This window comes from Bradyrhizobium sp. SPXBL-04, assembly GCF_051853035.1.
Lineage (GTDB): Bacteria > Pseudomonadota > Alphaproteobacteria > Rhizobiales > Xanthobacteraceae > Bradyrhizobium > Bradyrhizobium zhanjiangense.
Genome location: NZ_CP182472.1, coordinates 5,495,893 through 5,512,957, shown reverse-complemented (window position 1 = coordinate 5,512,957; position 17,065 = coordinate 5,495,893). Strand labels below are relative to the sequence as shown.

Genomic DNA, 17,065 nt, shown 5'->3' with positions numbered 1-17,065 from the left:
GATGGCACGTATGAAATTTCTCTGCGACGCCGATCGCTGCATCGAGTGCAACGCTTGCGTCACCGCCTGCAAGAACGAGCACGAGGTGCCCTGGGGCATCAACCGGCGTCGCGTTGTGACCATCAATGACGGCAAGCCGGGCGAACGCTCGGTCACGATGGCCTGCATGCATTGCACCGATGCGCCGTGCGCTGCGGTGTGCCCGGTGAACTGCTTCTACACCACCGCTGACGGCGTGGTGCTGCACTCCAAGGATCTCTGCATCGGCTGCGGCTATTGCTTCTACGCCTGTCCGTTCGGCGCGCCGCAATATCCGAAGGTCGGCAATTTCGGCTCTCGCGGCAAGATGGACAAGTGCACCTATTGCGCCGGCGGTCCGGAGGCGGACGGCAGCAAGGAGGAATACGAGAAATACGGCGCGAACCGGCTGGCCGAGGGCAAGCTGCCGCTGTGTGCCGAAATGTGCTCGACAAAATCGCTGCTCGCAGGCGACGGCGAGATCATCGCGCAGATCTACAAGGAGCGTGTGATGAAGCGCGGCTACGGTTCGGGTGCCTGGGGGTGGAAGACGGCCTATCGCGAGACGATCGAATCCTGACGAAGGTCGCGCGAACATTGAGGAGGAGCTCATGGTGTCGTTTGCAAAACTCGTTCGGGCGGCTGTCGGGGCCGGTGCTTTATTCCTCCTCATCGTGGCAGCTCCCGCACCGGTAGGCGCCCAGCAGGTCAATCCGACCGCAAGCTCGGTCAAGGAGCAGCAGCTCTTGCAGGAGCTGAACCGGATCCAGGGCCGCGTCAGCATCCCTGATCAGAGGTCCGGCGTTCTCGAGCAGCCGCAGGGGCGGGAATGGCGCGAGTTCCACAATGTCACCCTGCGCTGGATCGCGGCATCGCGATCATCGGCATGCTGGCGGTGATCGTGATCTTCTATCTCACCCGCGGCATGGTGCGCCTTGAAAGCGGACGGTCCGGCCGCACCATCGTGCGCTTCAACATCTATGAGCGTTTCGTGCATTGGATGACCGCCACCTGCTTCATCATTCTGGCGATCTCCGGACTAAACATCACCTTTGGGCGACCGCTGCTATTGCCGCTGATCGGCTTCGAGGCCTTCTCCGAATGGTCGCAATGGGCAAAGTACGCCCACAACTATCTGAGCTTCCCGTTCACCATTGGGGTCGTTCTGATCTTTCTGATGTGGATCGGCGGCAATATTCCGAACAAGGTGGACGTCGCGTGGATGAAGCGAGGCGGCGGCATCGTCGGGCATGATCATCCGCCGGCCTACCGCTTCAACGCCGGCCAGAAGGCGATCTACTGGATCGTCGTGATCGGCGGCGGTCTCGTCGCTGCGAGCGGCTATGTCCTCATGTTCCCGTTCTACACGACGGGGATCGAAGGCATGCAGCTGGCCCAGATCGTCCACTCCATCGTGGCTGTGCTGTTCGTCGCGGCGATGATCGCGCACATCTATATCGGCACCATTGGAATGGAAGGTGCGTTCGAGGCCATGGGCTCGGGCGACGTCGACGTCAATTGGGCCCGCGAGCACCACCGTCTCTGGCTCGACGAGCAGACGGCGCGAACGGGTCCGAACGACGGACAGCCTCAACCCGCGACCGCGGCGGCCGAGTAAGGCGGACAGCCTGAAAGCGGAGATGCGTTCTACTGAGCCGGCTCTCTCGCAAACAGGACAGAGCGGTCCTGCATCTCCAGCTCAGGCAGCTTGCTGGCCTGACCGGTCTGCAGTTCCTTGATGGATGGCATGCTGCTCTGACCGATATGCAGTACGTGCGATCTGAGCACGCTGCTGGCGGCACCGGCGAGAAGCAAGGCTGCGATGAGCGAGGGCATGAGACGTTTCATGCGCATCTCCGTCTGCCATTCCACCCGCCATGAGGGATACACCTCAACCGTCTTGCGCGGTGTGAGCCACTTCACAGCCAGCGGTTCCATAGTATGGCCGCGCGCCGCGAGGCCCGCGCGGGCAGGAGCCCGCAGAGTGGCCGATACCGCGCGAAGCTTCGCGACCAAAGTTACGGAATTGTTCCGTTTCAGCCGGTCAGCGATTTGCGGTCAGTTGCTGACGATATCGCTCGGCATCCCAATTCAGCAGCGCGCACTCATTCTCCCGCGTCAGATAGCGAACCTGCGCGGTCAGAGGTAGGCGGCCGGTCACCAGGGCGAGACAGCTCAGCATCGCCTCGGCGCCGTCGCTCGCGTCCTTGCGAACGATGCAACCGAGACCCGGTACGAGCAGCGCGACCGGCTGCGGCATCCCGTCCGCCTGCATCCGCGATGCCTCGGCGCGAAGATCCTGGCCTTGTTTCAGAACTGGCAGGCCCGGACCGAGAAAGACCACATGGTCCGGATAGAGCGACCCGTCGGTCGCAATGGCGCGGCTGTAAGAGTCGATTGCGATGCTATGGGATCGCGGATCCTTTGGCAGCCGATACCGTGTGCCGCCGCAGATTGAACGAAGCGCGTCTTCATCTGCGCCAATTGCGGAGCGCGGCGCAAGCGCGAGGCGGCTCTCGACCTCGTCGACCAGCGCCTCTGCGCCGGCACAGGTCTTGGCGCCGACCACCAGGCCATGATTGCCGAGGACCAGTACATCTACTCTGTCCTGCGTCAGCGCATGGTCTACGGCCTTGGCCAGTGGCAGTCCCGGATGATGATAATCGAGCCAGCGCCAGGCCAGTCCATCCAGTCGCTCGGCGAACTCGGCGCGCGCATCGGTCCGCACCGCCCAGGCGATGGTGTTGACCGAATGGACGTGCAGCACGACCGGATGCGGCATGAGCGCATGGAGGGAGGTCTCGATCGAGGCGCGCAAGGCCGTGCCGGCGCCAGGCGCGAGGGGCACCCGTTCGTCGCCTTGCGACAGCGCCGCGCGTGCCGCACCGAGCGAGACCGGCACGAAGATGTCCTTGTGCTCGGCATCCGCAAGCCAGGTGCCGGAGGCCTTTACCCACAGCAGGTCGTCATGCTTGATCGACGAGTTGCCGCCGGCGCCCTGGACCAGGAGGATGTTGCGGCCGACGCGCGCCGACATGCGGCGAAGCTCATGGAGCAGGGCAGGTTGCTGTTGCATCGCGCGCCTCTCACCAGGCCAGATGGTCCATCGTCCAGTGCGGCATCCGCGCATCCGCTCCGGGCGGTGGTCGTACCAATTCACCCGGCGTCTGATCGCGGTGCACGCCGGACCTGAGCAGCAGTGTCAGCATGCCGGCGCGGCGGGCGCCGGCGACATCGTGTTCAAGGCTGTCACCGATCATCAGCACGCGCGCCGGATTCGGTTGGCCCAACCGTTCGAGCGCTGCCGCAAAGATCGGCGCGTGCGGCTTGCCGACATAGGTCACACGGCCGCCCAGCGTCTCGTAGAAGCGGGCCAATGCGCCGGGGGCGGGGATCAATCCAGTGGCGCCGAACATTGCGAGGTCGGGATTGGCGCACAGCATCGGCAAGCCGCGTGCAGCGGCTTCAGTCAGGCATGCGCGCCAGTGCTCGGGCTCGGCGACGGCATCGTCGAGACCTGCGAGCAGAATGAAGTCGGCCTTGCCGACGTCTGCGACGAGATTGAGGTCGAGCCCATCGACGATCGCATGATCGCCGCCGCGAGCGATCAGGAGGCAAGTGCGGCCGAACGCGATGAAGGGCTGCTGCACACGCGCCTTCAGACCGTGCCAGGTGACCTCACCGGACGTCAGGATGCCGTCATAGGCGTCCGCTGGAAGGCCGAGCGAGGCAAGCCGTGCGGCGTTGCTGCTCGCGCGCTTGCCGGAGTTCGACAGCACAAGGACGCGCTTGCCGGCCTGGCGCACCCGCACAACGCAGTCGCGCGCTAGGGGAAAGACGGCCTGGCCTTCGTGCAGCGTGCCCCATTGATCGAGCAGCACGTGATCGAAGCGGTCAGCGATCGTGCCGAGACCTTCGATGTCGACGAGATCGGCGATCATGGCGGGCCGCCTCGCAGTGCCAACAGCGCCGCGCCGTAACTTGCCTCCGTCTCTTCGGCAACGCTCACGGGAACGCCAAGGGCGCGCCGCCTGATCTCGGTCCAGGCCGCGTTCTTCGCCCCGCCGCCGATGCTAATGACGCGTCGCAGCCTTGGCGCTCCGAGCTGGGCCAGGCGCCGATAGGCGAGCGCTTCGATCCCCGCGATGCCTTCGAGCAGCGCCTGGAAGAAGCGGTGGTCGTCCGCTGGGCGCGGTGCGACCCTTGCCGGCAACGCTGGATCGGCGATTGGAAAGCGCTCGCCGGGCTTGGGCAGTGGGTAGTAGTCGAGCCCGGTCGCCGTCTCCGGCTGCAATTGCGGTGTCAATCGGTCCATATCGGCGGCGGTGAAATGCGCGAGCAGTACTCCGCAGCCGGAATTGGAGGCGCCGCCTGCGAGCCAGCGCTCGCCAAGCCGGTGCGAGTAGACGCCCTGATTGGCGGCGAAGATCGGTCGTGTCGCCAGCAGCTTCACGACCAGCGTCGTTCCGAGTGAAGTGACGGCATCGCCGGGTGTATCGGCGCGGGTCGCAATGAAAGCCGCGACACCATCGGTGGTGCCGGCCGCGATGCGCACTGTCGGTGACAGGCCCAGCGTGGCTGCGATTTCGGGATCGATATCCGCAAAGGGAGTTCCGGGCACCAGGACGTTCGGCAGCAGCTCGCGGGATACGCCGAGCTCGTCGAGCCAGGCCGGCCAGGTGCGTGTCACGGGATCGTAGCCGAGCTTCAGGACGTTGTTCTCATCGCTGATGCCGTGACGTCCGGCGAGCCGCCCTGCGATCCAATCGGCCTGATGCACAGCAAAACGCGCCTGGCCCGCTTCCGCGCGATCCGACAGATACAGCAGCTTCGCCAACGCGCTGCTCGCGCCGTGCGCACCGCTGTCCGCGGAGGCAACGGCCGCAATGCGGGCGGCCTCCGCTGCCGCGCGCGCATCGTTGTACATCAGCCCCGGCGTGCAGGGCCGACCCGCGGCGTCGATCATCAGCAGCGTGCCTGACGTGCCGTCGACGCTGACGCGCTCGACGGTCTGGAGATCGATCGTGCGGCCGAGCTTGCGGATCGCGACAGCCGTCGCGTCCCACCAGAGTTCCGGATCCTGATCGATCGCGTTGCCGTTCTGTCGTGGCGGGGGAAGAGGCGCCGATTCCATTCCGAGCTTGGCGCCGCGCGCATCGACGGCGCAGGCGCGAACGCCGCCGGTTCCGACGTCGATGCCGAGGAACACGCCTGCCATTCGACCTCCACAGCGTGATGGCAACCATTGCTGATAGCGCAACAAGATTGCACCGCAGCACGTTTGGGGGATTGACGTTCCAATCCGCCTCTGCAATTTTTTGCAAGACGTGAAGAAAATTGCAAGCGGGCTTTTCCGGCGTGGCGATACCTTCCGACAGGCTGCCGATGGTTGACGGTGAGGCGTCGCTCGCAACGCGGGCGGCGTGGCTCTATTTCGCCGCCGGGCTGACCCAGTCCGAGGTCGCCGATCGCCTCAACATCCAGAGCACAAAGGCGCACCGGCTGATCGCGCGCGCGAGCCGCGAGGGCATGATCCGCGTCTTCGTCGAGGGGCCCGTGGCCGAATGCGTCGCGCTGGAGAACACATTGGCCGAGCGCTACGGCCTTTCTTTCTGCCGCGTCGCGCCGGATCTCGGCGAGGGCGACCTGCCGCTGAAGGCGCTGGCGCTCGAAGGCGCGAGCTTCCTGCGGCAGGTCCTGGAGCGCGGCGAGGACAAGATCATCGGCGTCGGTCACGGCCGCACGCTCGCCGCGGTCGTCGAGCAGTTGCCGCAGACGCCGGCGCGGGACGTGCAATTCGTCTCTTTGCTCGGCGGATTGACGCGGAAATTCGCCGCAAATCCGTTCGACGTCATTCATCGGCTGGCGGAGCGCACCGGGGCGGAGGCTTATCTTCTGCCGGTGCCGGTGTTCGCCAATTCGGTCGCCGATCGTGCCGTGTTGATGAAGCAATATGGCATCGCGGACGTGTTCGCGCTCGCGCGCAAGGCCTCACTCCTGTTCGTCGGCATCGGACAAATCCATGCCGAAGGCTTCCTGGTTTCGAGCGGCATGATCAGGCCGGACGAGGTCGTCGAATTGAAGCGTGCCGGCGCTTGCGCCGACCTGCTTGGGCATTTTTTCAACGCCGATGGCGAAGTGCTCGACATCGACCTGTCGGCGCGCGCAACTTCGATGGAAGCGGCAGACCTCAGGAAGCATCGCATCGTCGCCATCGGCGGCGGGCTGGCCAAGGTCACGGCTCTGCGCGCGGTGCTGCGCAGCCGTCTCCTGCACGGTCTCATCATCGACGAGGCAACCGCTCAGGCCCTCGCGACGGAAAAGCCGGAGGCAACATCCGGCAAGACTACCAAGACCAGGAATAAAGGTCGGAAGGGAAAGTAAACGCTCATAACGGGAGGTTACTCATGCACGATCGCGAGAAGAATCTATTCGATTCCTACGCCGCCAAGCGCATCAGCCGGCGTGATCTGCTGGATGGTGCCGCAAAGCTCGGCATCGCCGGCGTTGCCGCCAACTCCGCCTACGTCGCCGCGATGTCGCGGGCCATGGCGGCGGACTTCAACTGGAAGGCCTATAGCGGCAAGACCGTCAAGCTGCTGTTGAACAAGCACCCCTACGTCGATGCGATGATTGGCGATATCGAAGCCTTCAAGTCGCTTACGGGGATGAACGTCGCCTACGATATCTTCCCGGAGGATGTCTATTTCGACAAGGTCACCGCGGCGCTGTCCTCGAAATCGGACCAGTACGACGCCTTCATGACCGGTGCCTACATGACCTGGACCTACGGTCCGGCCGGCTGGATCGAGGATCTCAACGCCTATATCAAGGACCCCGCAAAGACTAACCCGGCCTTTGCCTGGGACGACGTGCTCCCCGGCCTTCGGTCCTCGACGGCTTGGGACGGCGTTGCCGGCTCCGAGCTCGGCTCGGGCAAGGCCAAGCAATGGTGCATTCCCTGGGGTTATGAGCTCAACAATATCACCTACAACCGCAACATCTTCGACAAGGTTGGTGTCAAGCCGCCGAAGAATCTCGACGAGATGCTCGATGTCGCCGCCAAGATCACCAAGGATGCAGGCGGGCCTTATGGCGTCGGCGTCCGCGGCTCACGCTCCTGGGCCACGATCCATCCCGGATTCCTGTCCGCCTACTCGAATTTCGGCCAGAAGGATTTCGTGATGGAAGGCGGCAAGCTGAAGGCCGCCATGAACACCAAGGCCTCCAAGGAGTTCCACGAGAAATGGGTCAAGATGATCCAGACCTCGGGCCCGAAGAACTGGTCGACCTACACCTGGTACCAGGTCGGCACGGACCTTGGCGCCGGCGCCTCCGGCATGATCTTCGATGCCGACATTCTCGGCTACTTCATGAACGGCGGCGAGAATAAGGAGAGGGGTCATCTCGGCTACGCGCCGTTCGCGGCAAATCCGGCCGCCAAGGCGCCGACGCCGAACGTCTGGATCTGGTCGCTCGCGCTCTCCAGCTTCTCCAAGCAGAAGGACGCGGCCTGGCTGTTCATGCAATGGGCAGCCTCGACCGAGCACGATCTGTTCGGAGCCCGCAAGATGGATTTCGTCAATCCGGTGCGCGCGTCGGTGTGGAAAGACAGCGAATTCCGTGACCGCATCGCGAAGTCCTATCCGGGCTATCTCGAGCAGCATGATCTGTCCTCGCCTGGGGCCAAGATCTACTTCACGGCCCAGCCGTTGTTCTTCGACCTGACGACGGAATGGGCCGCCTCGCTCCAGAAGATGGTGGCGAAGGAGGTCAGCGTAGACGAGGGGCTCGACAAGCTAGCCGACAGCATCAATCGTCAGCTCAAGCAGGCAGGTCTTGGCTGACTTTGCCGCCATCGACGCCTCGCGTGGTGCCCGATTCCTCCGCGCCACGCCAACCCGCCGGTTCGGAACGCCTATCCGATCCGGGCCGGCGGTGTTGAAGCCAATGCGTGATCCGGTATCGTCATGAGCATGGTCCAATTGTCCCAGACGAATGTGCTACCGCGCCGCACCACGAGGCTGCGCGGGCGGATGCTGCCCTATGTGCTGAGCCTGCCGGCTCTGCTCGTCTGCATCGCCATCCTGGTTCCCTTCGTGACGGCGGCAGTTTATTCGCTCCAGCGCTACCGGCTGAACCTGCCATATCTGCGCGGCTTCATTGGGATCGACAATTACATCGATTTTCTCTCCGATCCCGCGTTCTGGAATACGCTTCGCATCTCGCTCATCTATACCGCACTGACAGTGGTGCTCGAACTGCTGCTCGGCCTCGGCATCGCCTTGCTGCTGCGGCGTCCCACACGCTTCCATAACGCAGTGTCGATCGTCCTGCTGTTGCCGCTGATGACGGCGCCCGCGATCGCCGCGCTGATGTGGAAGCTCATGACCAACCCGAGCTTCGGCATCCTATCCTATCTCGTGAGCCTGTTCGGCGTGCATGATTTCAAATGGGCATCCGATCCCTCGACTGCATTGTTCACGGTGGTGCTGGTGGATGTCTGGGTCTATACGCCCTTCATCATGATCCTGCTCCTGGCGGGCTTGCGCTCGTTGCCGCGCCAGCCGTTCGAAGCCGCGGCGCTCGATGGTGTCCCGGCAAGCTTTGTCTTCTTCCGCATCACACTACCGATGCTTGCGCCCTACATCATCACCGCCTCGCTGTTTCGCCTACTGGATTCGATCCAGCAGTTCGACATCGTCTACGCGATGACACAAGGCGGCCCCGGCGATCGGCTGATGGTGTTCCAGGTCCAGGCCTATCTCGAATTCTTCCAATATACCAATGTCGGACGTTCGGCGGCGTTGCTGATGATCCTGTGGCTGATCACCAATATCCTCTCGAACATCTTCATCAAGAACTGGCTGCGGCTGCGGGCGCGCGCCCACGGCCACGCGTGAGGGACGGGAAGACGGCGATGGATCATTCCAGTCTCGCAGGTCGTATCTTCCGCGGCGTCGCGCTCGCGCTTGTGCTCGTCTTCTTCATGTTTCCGATCGTCTGGATCTTCCTGATGTCGTTCCAGACCAATGAGCAGATCCTGCGGATTCCGCCGCGCATCCTCTTCGAGCCGACGCTCGCCAATTACCAGGCGCTGATTTCAGGACAGCTCCGGACCGCCGCCGGCAATCTCGAAATATCGTTCATGCGCAACCTCGTGAACAGTTTCGCGCTGTCGAGCGCAGCCGTGGTCCTTGCCTTGCTGCTTGGCGTGCCCGCGGCCTACGCCTTTGCGCGGTTCAAGTTTCGGCTCGGCGAAACCATCGCATTCACGCTGTTGTCGTTTCGCTTCGCCCCTCCACTGCTGGTGTTGCTGCCACTGTCGCTCTACTACCAGCAGCTCGGGCTCAACGACACGTATTTCGGCATCGTCTGGGTTTATCAGCTCATCGCGCTGCCGCTGATCCTGTGGATCGTGCGCGGCTATTTCGAGGACATTAGTCCGGACATCGAGCACGCCTATCGTCTTGCCGGTCATACCTGGCGCGAGGCGTTCACACGGATCGCGGTGCCGCTCGCCGGGCCCGGCATCGCGGCGGCCGGTCTGCTCTCCTTCATCTTCTGCTGGAACAATTTCGTGTTCGCGCTGATCCTGGCCTCGGCCGACAAGCAGCCGGTGACTGTTGGTGCGCTGGCTTTCGTCACCGCCTCAGGCATTCAGTACGGCCAGATCGCAGCGGCGATCGTGCTCTCCGTCACGCCGACCCTGCTGCTCGCGCTCTATGCGCAGCGCTATCTTGTGGAAGGCTTGTCGCTCGGTGCGGTGAAAGGCTGAGGCCATGGCGCGTCTTGAGCTCAACGCTGTCGGCAAGTCATTCGGCCCGGTCCGCTGCGCCGAGGATGTTTCGCTGGCCGTCGAACCCGGCGAGATCGTCGCTGTGTTCGGCCCGTCCGGCAGCGGCAAGACCGTGCTCTTGCGCATGATCGCCGGCATGTTCGAACCGGACGAAGGCGACATTCTGGTCGGCGGTCAATCGATCGTGGGGGCGCCGCCCGAGCACCGTGGGATCGGCATGGCGTTCCAGAACTTCGCCCTGTTTCCTCACATGAGTGCGCAGGCCAATATCGCAAGCGGCTTGCGTGCCAGGGCGGGCGCGGCCGAAGTCGCGAGCCGGGTCAAGTCGATCAGCCGGCTTCTGAAGATCGAGCATGTGCTTGGCCATATGCCCCGCGAATTGTCGAACGGGCAGAAGCAACGCACCGCACTTGCCCGCGCGCTGATCGGCAATCCCGATGTGCTGCTGCTGGATGATCCCTTGCGCAACGTCGATGCCAAACTCCGCTACGAGATGCGGCTCGAACTGCCGAGCCTGCTCCGGCGGAGCTCGGCTGCGGTGCTCTATGTCACCCAGGACTATCGGGAGGCGATGGCGATCGCCGACCGGATCGCGGTCCTGGTCGACGGGTATCTGGTGCAGGTCGCGCGTCCCGAGGAGATCTATGTCAGGCCGGCATCCGTTGCCGTCGCGCGCCTGTTCGGCGATCCCAGCATCAATCTGGCAGAGGTCGAGCCGGCCGCAGGGCAGGGCGGTCTCAGCGCGGAGGTGGCGGGGACGTTCGTTCGTCTCGATACCGCCGACCGTGCGGCCGTCGATCATGGTCCGTGCTGGCTTGGCGTGCGCCCGGATGATCTCGTCATCACCCGCCAACCAAGCGAAAATGCCATTCCGGCGCGCATCGTCGCCATCACACCGATGCACGAAAAAGCCGTGCTGCTTCTACGCTTCTCCGACGGGACCGAATGGCTGGCCGCCCTGCCACAGGACTCCGCCATGGCAAGTGCGGAGGATGGCGTCTTCGTTCGCTTCGCGCCCGAGGCGGCTCTCTTGTTTGACCGCACGACAGGCCTGCGTTTGGACCTGTCGCCTCGGCGGCAGGCGGCATGATGGGAGCGCTGTGAGGATGGGCGTGCTGGAGATCAGGAAGGTCGACAAGGTCTACCAGAGCCGCGGCAAGCCGCCGGTTCACGCCGTGCGCGCGCTGGATATGGAGGTCGACAAGGGGGAGATCGTCGCGCTGTTGGGGTCGTCGGGCTGCGGCAAGACCTCGACCCTGCGGATGATCGCGGGCTTCGAGAGCGTCACCGCGGGGACGATCAGGCTCGGCCAGCGCCGGATCGACGAATTGCCGCCGGCGAGGCGCAAGGTGGCGATGGCCTTTGAAGGCTATTCGCTCTACCCGCCGCTCACGGTTCGCGAAAACATCGCCTTCGCCTTGAAGGCGCAGCAGCTCTCGCATGGCGAGGTCTCCCGCCGGGTCGAGGCGATCGCGCGGCTGGTGGAAATCGAGGACATTCTCGACAGCTATCCGCGCTCGATCTCCGGAGGGCAGCAGCAACGGGTCTCGCTGGCGCGCGCCTTGGTGCGCGATGCCGATCTGTATCTGCTGGACGAGCCGATGGGCCAGCTCGAGCCGCAGCTCCGCGCGGTGCTGCGCGGCCGGATCAAGGGGCTGCTTGCCGAGCGCGGGATGACGGCGATATTCGTCACCCATGATCAGACCGAGGCGAGCGCGCTCGCCGACCGTATCGCGGTCATGGAAGATGGTGTGCTTCAGCAGTTCGCAAGCGAACGGGAGTTGAAGGATCATCCCGCGAACCTGTTCGTTGCGAGCTTCATCGGCGAGCCACCGATGAACCTGCTCGAGACCGAAGTCGCCCGCGCCGACGGCGGCTTTCGTCTCTCGATCGGCCCGGATGTCGCGTTCCAGCTCGACGGGCAGACGCTCGACCCGGCCGCGCGCCGCGCGCTCGAGGAGAGCCCGCGCGTCCGGATCGGCATCAGGCCGCAGAAGATCTCCGTCGGCAACGGGGATGTACGCGTGCGCGTCGTCTCCAACCAGTGGCTCGGCGACCAGTCGCATGTCGCAGGGGAACGCGAGGGCCGTCTCCTCATCGCGGTGACGCCGAACAAGATCGCCGCGCGACCCGGGGACATTATTCCCTTCGCGCTGGAGACGCGGCACCTTCATGTGTTCGGCGCCGACGGCAACTGCATTCGCCACGCGGAGGCAGCCTGATCATGAGCACCGCGCGGGGCCGCGACGTCATCATCGGCATTGATGCCGGCACTTCCTTGATCAAGACGGTCGCGTTCACGCGCGATGGCCGGCAGCTCGGCGAATACGCGCTTCCGAACAGCTACACGACGTCGGCCGGCGGACATGTCGAGCAGGACATGACGCGGACCTGGAACGATACCGTCGCCGCACTGCGCGGCCTGGGAGCGGCGATACCCGATCTTGCCTCACGGCTCGCCGCCATCGCGGTGACAGGGCAGGGCGATGGTACCTGGCTGATCGACGATGATGGGCGTCCCGTCGCGCCGGCGCTGCTCTGGCTCGACTCGCGCGCGGCCAGTCTCGTCGGGGACATCCGCGCCAGCGAGCGCAATGCGGCGCTCTATTGGCGGACCGGCTCGGGGCTGAACGCCTGCCAGCAGGGGCCGCAACTGGCCTGGTTGCAGGCGCATGCGCCCGAGAGCCTGTCGCGCGCCCGCACGGCCTTTCATTGCAAGGACTGGCTCTATTTCCTGCTCACCGGCGAGCGTGCAACCGATCCGTCGGAGGCGACCTTCTCCTGCGGCGATTTCCGCAAGCGCCGCTTTGACGCGGAAACGGCGCGCCTGATCGGAATCGCCGATTGCATGGCCCTGTTTCCGGACGTCGTCGACGGCGTCGTGACCACGCATCCGCTGAATGCCGGCGCAGCGCTCGAGATCGGACTGCCGCAGGGCGTTCCGGTCTCGCTCGGCTATGTCGACGTCATCTGCAATGCGCTGGGGGCCGGGCTCTACGATCCGGCGCCGGATGTCGGCTGCACCATCATCGGCTCGACCGGCATGCATATGCGGCTGGCGCCAAGCGCCGATGCGGTGGTCCTCAACGCCGAGGCGACCGGCTATACCATGCCGTTTCCGGTCCCCGGTCACTATGCCCAGATGCAATCGAACATGGCGGCGACGCTGAACATCGACTGGCTCCTCGACCTCGCGCGCGACCTGCTCGCCGCCGAGGGCATTACGCGTTCGCGCGCCGACCTGATCCGTCGACTCGACGACCACGTGCTCGAGGCGCGGCCCGGCGAGCTCCTATTCCATCCCTTCATTTCCGATGCCGGCGAGCGCGGTCCATTCGTCGCCCATGAAGCCTGTGCGCAATTCCTGGGCTTGCGCACACGCCACGGCTATTGGGATCTGATGCGCGCGGTCATGGAAGGGCTCGCCTTCGCCGCCCGTGATTGCTACGCCGCGATGGGCGCGCTGCCGCGGGACGTGCGCATCACCGGTGGCGCGGCGCGAAGCCGGGCGCTCGGCGCGATCCTTGGCGCTGCGCTGGAATGCAACGTTCGTGTCTGTAGTCGCGGCGAAGCGGGAGCTGCGGGCGCCGCCATGATCGCGGCAGTGGCGACCGGCCTCTATCCGGACATGGCGGCCTGTGCGGATGTGTGGGTGCGGCCGTATCTCGCTGCGCCGCAAACGCCGGATGCGGCCTTGGTGTCGCGCTATGCGCGGCTGTTTCCGGCCTATCTCGAGGCCAGGCTCGCGACGCGGCCGGTCTGGAAGCAACTCGCGGCCGTGCGTGCGGGAGCCGGTCATGCCTAAGACCATTGCCATCGTCGGTGACCGCTTCATGCTGCCGAGCGTCTTTGCCGAACGGATCACGGCGGCTTGCGGCAACGGCATCGACATCCGCGTCCTGGAGCAACCCTGGCCGGACGAGCCGATGGAGCACGGCTATGCCGGCTCCAAGCTCGACGGATTGAAGGAGTTCATGGGCGACCCCGACGAGGTCGCGGATTTCATCGGCGACGCTGCGCTGCTGGTCACGCATCTCGCGCCGATCTCCCGATCGATGCTGCAGCGCCTGCCGAACCTCAAATTCATTGCGGTGTCGCGCGGCGGCCCGGTCAACATCGACATGCAGGCAGCGCGCGATCACAAGGTGCTCGTGGTCAACACGCCCGGCCGCAATGCCAGTGCGGTGGCCGAGTTCACCATCGGCGCCATTCTCGCCGAAACGCGCCTGATCCGCAGCGGGCACGAATCCTTACGCGGCGGCGAATGGCGCGGCGATCTCTATCGCGCCGATCGCACCGGGCGTGAGCTCGGCGAGATGACCGTCGGCATCGTCGGCTATGGCGCGATTGGCACCCGCGTGGTGAAACTGCTCAAGGCATTCGGGTGCAGGATCCTGGTGACGGACCCATACGTCCAGCTCAGCGCGCAGGATCGCAATGACGGCGTCGAGCACGTCGGCTTGAGCGAGCTCTTGGCGCGCGCCGACGTGATCAGCCTGCATGCGCGGGTGACCGCCGAGACTACCGGCTTCATCGATCGCGCGGCGTTGGCGCAGGTCAAGCCGGGCGCCATCTTCATCAATACGGCGCGGGGGCCACTGGTCGACTACACGGCGCTTTACGAGGCGCTCTCCGCCGGACGGCTCGGCGGGGCCATGCTCGACACCTTTGCCGTGGAGCCGGTGCCGGCCGACTGGCCGCTCCTGCAGCTGCCCAACGTCACGCTGACGCCCCACATTGCGGGGGCCTCGTTGCGCACCGTCACCATTGCTGCCGATCAGGCAGCCGAAGAGGTTCGCCGCTATCTCGCCGGCGAGCCGCCGCTCAATCCGTGCTGAAGACGAAAGGTATCTTGCCATGACCCGTGAGGAGCGACAGTTGCGCGAGGCGATCATCGCCAAGTGCCGATGGATGAACGCTTCAGGGCTCAATCAGGGGACGTCAGGCAACATCTCCGCTCGCTACAAGGATCGGATGCTGATCACGCCGTCGGCGACGCCCTATGACGCGATGAAGCCGGAGATGATCGCCTCGATGCCGCTTGAAAGTGACTACGGCTCCTGGGATGGGCCGTTGCAGCCGTCGACCGAATGGCGCTTCCATCTCGACATCATGCGCGGCCGCCCCGACGTCGGCAGCGTCGTTCATACCCATTCCACCTACGCCACGGTGCTTGCGATCGCGCGCAAGCCGATCCCCGCCTGCCACTACATGATGGCCGCGTTCGGAGGCAATGACATCCGCTGCGCCGGCTACGCCCGCTACGGCACGGCGGAATTATCCGAGCTGGCGCTCGCCGCGCTCGAAGGCCGCAACGGCTGCCTGCTGGCCAATCATGGCATGATCGCGGTCGGCGCCAACCTCGACAAGGCGATGTGGCTGGCGGTCGAGCTCGAGACCATCGCGCGTCAATATTACCTCTCGCTGGCATTGGGATCGCCTCACATTCTCAACGAAGCGGAGATCGCCGACACGGCGAAGGGCTTCTCAACCTATGGCCTCCAGCAACCCAAATCCAAGGCGTCGAAGGCAAAGCCGGGTAAGGCAGGCGCATCGGCAAGGGCGGCCGCGCGACAACGGATCGAGAAGAAGCGCAGCAGGACGTGATGACGGAGGCTGCGCCGCACGCGGGCAGGGATCGTGGGCTGGTCGACATCGCGATAATCGGCGGTGGCATCAACGGAGCCGGCATCGCGCGCGATGCGGCGGGCCGCGGCCTGAAGGTCCTGCTGTGCGAGAAGGGTGACTTTGCGGAAGGCACCTCGTCGCGCTCGGGCAAGCTCGTTCACGGCGGTTTGCGCTATCTCGAATATTATGAATTTCGCTTGGTGCGCGAAGCCTTGATCGAGCGCGAGGTGCTGCTCGCGTCCGCGCCGCACATCATCTGGCCGATGCGCTTCGTGCTGCCGCACTCGCCGGAGCAGCGGCCGGCCTGGCTGATCCGCACCGGCTTGTTTCTCTACGACCATCTCGGCGGCCGCAAGCGGCTGCCGTCGAGCAGGGGTCTCGATCTTGCGCATTCGCCGGAGGGCGCGCCGCTGCGCTCCGAATTCAGGCGTGGCTTTGAATATTCGGACTGCTGGGTCGATGACGCACGGCTCGTGATCCTCAATCTGGTTGATGCCGCGCGCAACGGCGCCATCATCCTGCCCCGCACCCGCGCCCTAAGTGCGCGCCGGGAAGGTGACGCATGGCAGCTGGAGATGCAGGGGGATGACGGCGGCGGCAGGCACACCGTCCGGGCGCGCGCGCTGGTCAATGCGGCGGGGCCGTGGGTCCAGGACGTTGTGCAAGATGTCGTCGGGCTGAATTCGTCGCACAATGTGCGGCTGGTCAAGGGCAGCCATATCGTGGTGCCGAAATTCTGGAGCGGAGCGCAAGCCTATCTGCTCCAGAACGAGGACCGTCGCGTCATCTTCGTCAATCCTTACGAGAAAGACCTCGCACTGATCGGCACGACGGACATCTCCTATGATGGCCGCGCCGAGGACGTCGCGATCGATGACACCGAGATCGTCTATCTGCTCGGCGTGTTGCGCCGTTACTTTCGTGTCCCCCCGTCGGAGCAGGAGATCGTCCATGCATTTTCCGGTGTTCGGCCGCTCTATGACGACAATGCCGAAAACCCGTCTGCGGTGACGCGCGACTATGTTTTCGAGGTTCACGGCGAGCAGGGCGTGCCGCCGCTGCTCTCGATCTTCGGTGGCAAGATCACGACCTACCGTCGGCTCGCGGAGCATGCGTTGCAGCGACTTGAGGCATGGTTTCCGAAGATGTCGCCGGGCTGGACGGCGGGAAGGCCGCTGCCCGGCGGCGACATCGGTGGTGACTTCGACGCCTTTATCGTCCAGCTGGCAGGCGAATATTCCGACCTTCCGCGCAAGCTGATCCACCACTATGCGCGCCTGTATGGCACGCGGGCGCGCGAACTGCTTGGTTCGGCCCGTGTCTCGGCCGATCTCGGTCGACATTTCGGTGGAGACTTTTACGAACGTGAGGCCACGTTTTTACGCGAGAGCGAGTGGGCCAGGGAGCCTCAGGACTTTCTGGATCGGCGTACCAAACATGGCTTGCATCTGACGGCGGCGCAACAGGACGCCTTTGCGAGCTTTATCTAATGCGCCTGTGCCCGCGCGAGGCCGGGCGAAAGCTGCCCGACGCGAGCCGACCCTCTTTCATCATCTCGACACATATGTCATGATAGGAATACAAATGTAAAAGCCGGGCGTCCTGCCTGGCCAGGGAGGG

Annotated in this window: 15 protein-coding genes and 1 pseudogene; 12 read left to right on the top strand and 4 right to left on the bottom strand. The window is 64.6% G+C overall.

Annotated elements, in window-relative coordinates; translation table 11 throughout:
- Position 1: 1 nt before the first annotated feature.
- A complete protein-coding gene (fdh3B, locus tag ACNJX8_RS26265; RefSeq protein ID WP_091887497.1) occupies positions 2–598 on the top strand; it encodes a formate dehydrogenase FDH3 subunit beta in 597 nt (198 codons plus the stop codon).
- A 31-nt stretch (positions 599–629) separates the two neighbouring features.
- Positions 630–1,636: pseudogene (locus ACNJX8_RS26260) on the top strand (formate dehydrogenase subunit gamma).
- 29 nt (positions 1,637–1,665) lie between these two features.
- Here the strand turns inward: ACNJX8_RS26260 and ACNJX8_RS26255 are convergent.
- The 4 genes from ACNJX8_RS26255 to ACNJX8_RS26240 all read right to left on the bottom strand — a co-directional run bounded on the left by ACNJX8_RS26255 (position 1,666) and on the right by ACNJX8_RS26240 (position 5,236).
- Positions 1,666–1,866 (bottom strand): hypothetical protein, encoded by a 201-nt coding sequence (locus ACNJX8_RS26255; RefSeq protein WP_245473177.1) that lies wholly within the window; start codon positions 1,864–1,866, stop codon positions 1,666–1,668.
- 196 nt (positions 1,867–2,062) lie between these two features.
- On the bottom strand, positions 2,063–3,094 hold the full coding sequence (locus tag ACNJX8_RS26250) for a class II aldolase/adducin family protein (protein ID WP_439357248.1): 1,032 nt from the start codon (positions 3,092–3,094) through the stop codon (positions 2,063–2,065).
- 10 nt (positions 3,095–3,104) lie between these two features.
- The gene (locus ACNJX8_RS26245; RefSeq protein WP_439357247.1) at positions 3,105–3,959 is read right to left on the bottom strand and encodes a TIGR01459 family HAD-type hydrolase; all 855 of its coding nucleotides are present in this window, start codon (positions 3,957–3,959) and stop codon (positions 3,105–3,107) included.
- A complete protein-coding gene (locus tag ACNJX8_RS26240; RefSeq protein WP_439357246.1) occupies positions 3,956–5,236 on the bottom strand; it encodes an FGGY-family carbohydrate kinase in 1,281 nt (426 codons plus the stop codon). Before ACNJX8_RS26240 ends, ACNJX8_RS26245 begins: the two co-directional genes overlap by 4 nt.
- A 167-nt stretch (positions 5,237–5,403) precedes the next feature.
- On the opposite strand from ACNJX8_RS26240, the gene ACNJX8_RS26235 reads away from it, so the two are divergent.
- The 10 genes from ACNJX8_RS26235 (at position 5,404) to ACNJX8_RS26190 (ending at position 16,935) form a co-directional block, all read left to right on the top strand.
- Positions 5,404–6,402, top strand: coding sequence for a sugar-binding transcriptional regulator (locus tag ACNJX8_RS26235; RefSeq protein WP_128934685.1), 999 nt, complete (start codon positions 5,404–5,406; stop codon positions 6,400–6,402).
- A 23-nt stretch (positions 6,403–6,425) separates the two neighbouring features.
- Positions 6,426–7,865 (top strand): extracellular solute-binding protein, encoded by a 1,440-nt coding sequence (locus tag ACNJX8_RS26230; protein ID WP_128934684.1) that lies wholly within the window; start codon positions 6,426–6,428, stop codon positions 7,863–7,865.
- Between the two features lie 129 nt (positions 7,866–7,994).
- Positions 7,995–8,921, top strand: coding sequence for a carbohydrate ABC transporter permease (locus ACNJX8_RS26225; protein ID WP_176945595.1), 927 nt, complete (start codon positions 7,995–7,997; stop codon positions 8,919–8,921).
- A 17-nt stretch (positions 8,922–8,938) separates the two neighbouring features.
- A complete protein-coding gene (locus ACNJX8_RS26220) occupies positions 8,939–9,796 on the top strand; it encodes a carbohydrate ABC transporter permease (protein WP_091887484.1) in 858 nt (285 codons plus the stop codon).
- 4 nt (positions 9,797–9,800) lie between these two features.
- Positions 9,801–10,907, top strand: a complete 1,107-nt coding sequence (locus tag ACNJX8_RS26215; protein WP_439357245.1) for an ABC transporter ATP-binding protein — start codon at positions 9,801–9,803, stop codon at positions 10,905–10,907.
- A gap of 16 nt (positions 10,908–10,923) precedes the next feature.
- Positions 10,924–12,039 (top strand): ABC transporter ATP-binding protein, encoded by a 1,116-nt coding sequence (locus ACNJX8_RS26210; RefSeq protein WP_439357244.1) that lies wholly within the window; start codon positions 10,924–10,926, stop codon positions 12,037–12,039.
- A 2-nt stretch (positions 12,040–12,041) separates the two neighbouring features.
- Positions 12,042–13,622: an FGGY family carbohydrate kinase gene (locus tag ACNJX8_RS26205; RefSeq protein ID WP_439357243.1), complete on the top strand. Its 1,581-nt coding sequence runs from the start codon at positions 12,042–12,044 to the stop codon at positions 13,620–13,622.
- Positions 13,615–14,655: a 2-hydroxyacid dehydrogenase gene (locus ACNJX8_RS26200; RefSeq protein WP_439357242.1), complete on the top strand. Its 1,041-nt coding sequence runs from the start codon at positions 13,615–13,617 to the stop codon at positions 14,653–14,655. Before ACNJX8_RS26205 ends, ACNJX8_RS26200 begins: the two co-directional genes overlap by 8 nt.
- A 19-nt stretch (positions 14,656–14,674) precedes the next feature.
- Positions 14,675–15,424, top strand: coding sequence for a class II aldolase/adducin family protein (locus tag ACNJX8_RS26195; protein WP_439357241.1), 750 nt, complete (start codon positions 14,675–14,677; stop codon positions 15,422–15,424).
- Positions 15,424–16,935: a glycerol-3-phosphate dehydrogenase gene (locus ACNJX8_RS26190; RefSeq protein ID WP_439357240.1), complete on the top strand. Its 1,512-nt coding sequence runs from the start codon at positions 15,424–15,426 to the stop codon at positions 16,933–16,935. Before ACNJX8_RS26195 ends, ACNJX8_RS26190 begins: the two co-directional genes overlap by 1 nt.
- The last annotated feature ends 130 nt before the right edge of the window (positions 16,936–17,065 follow it).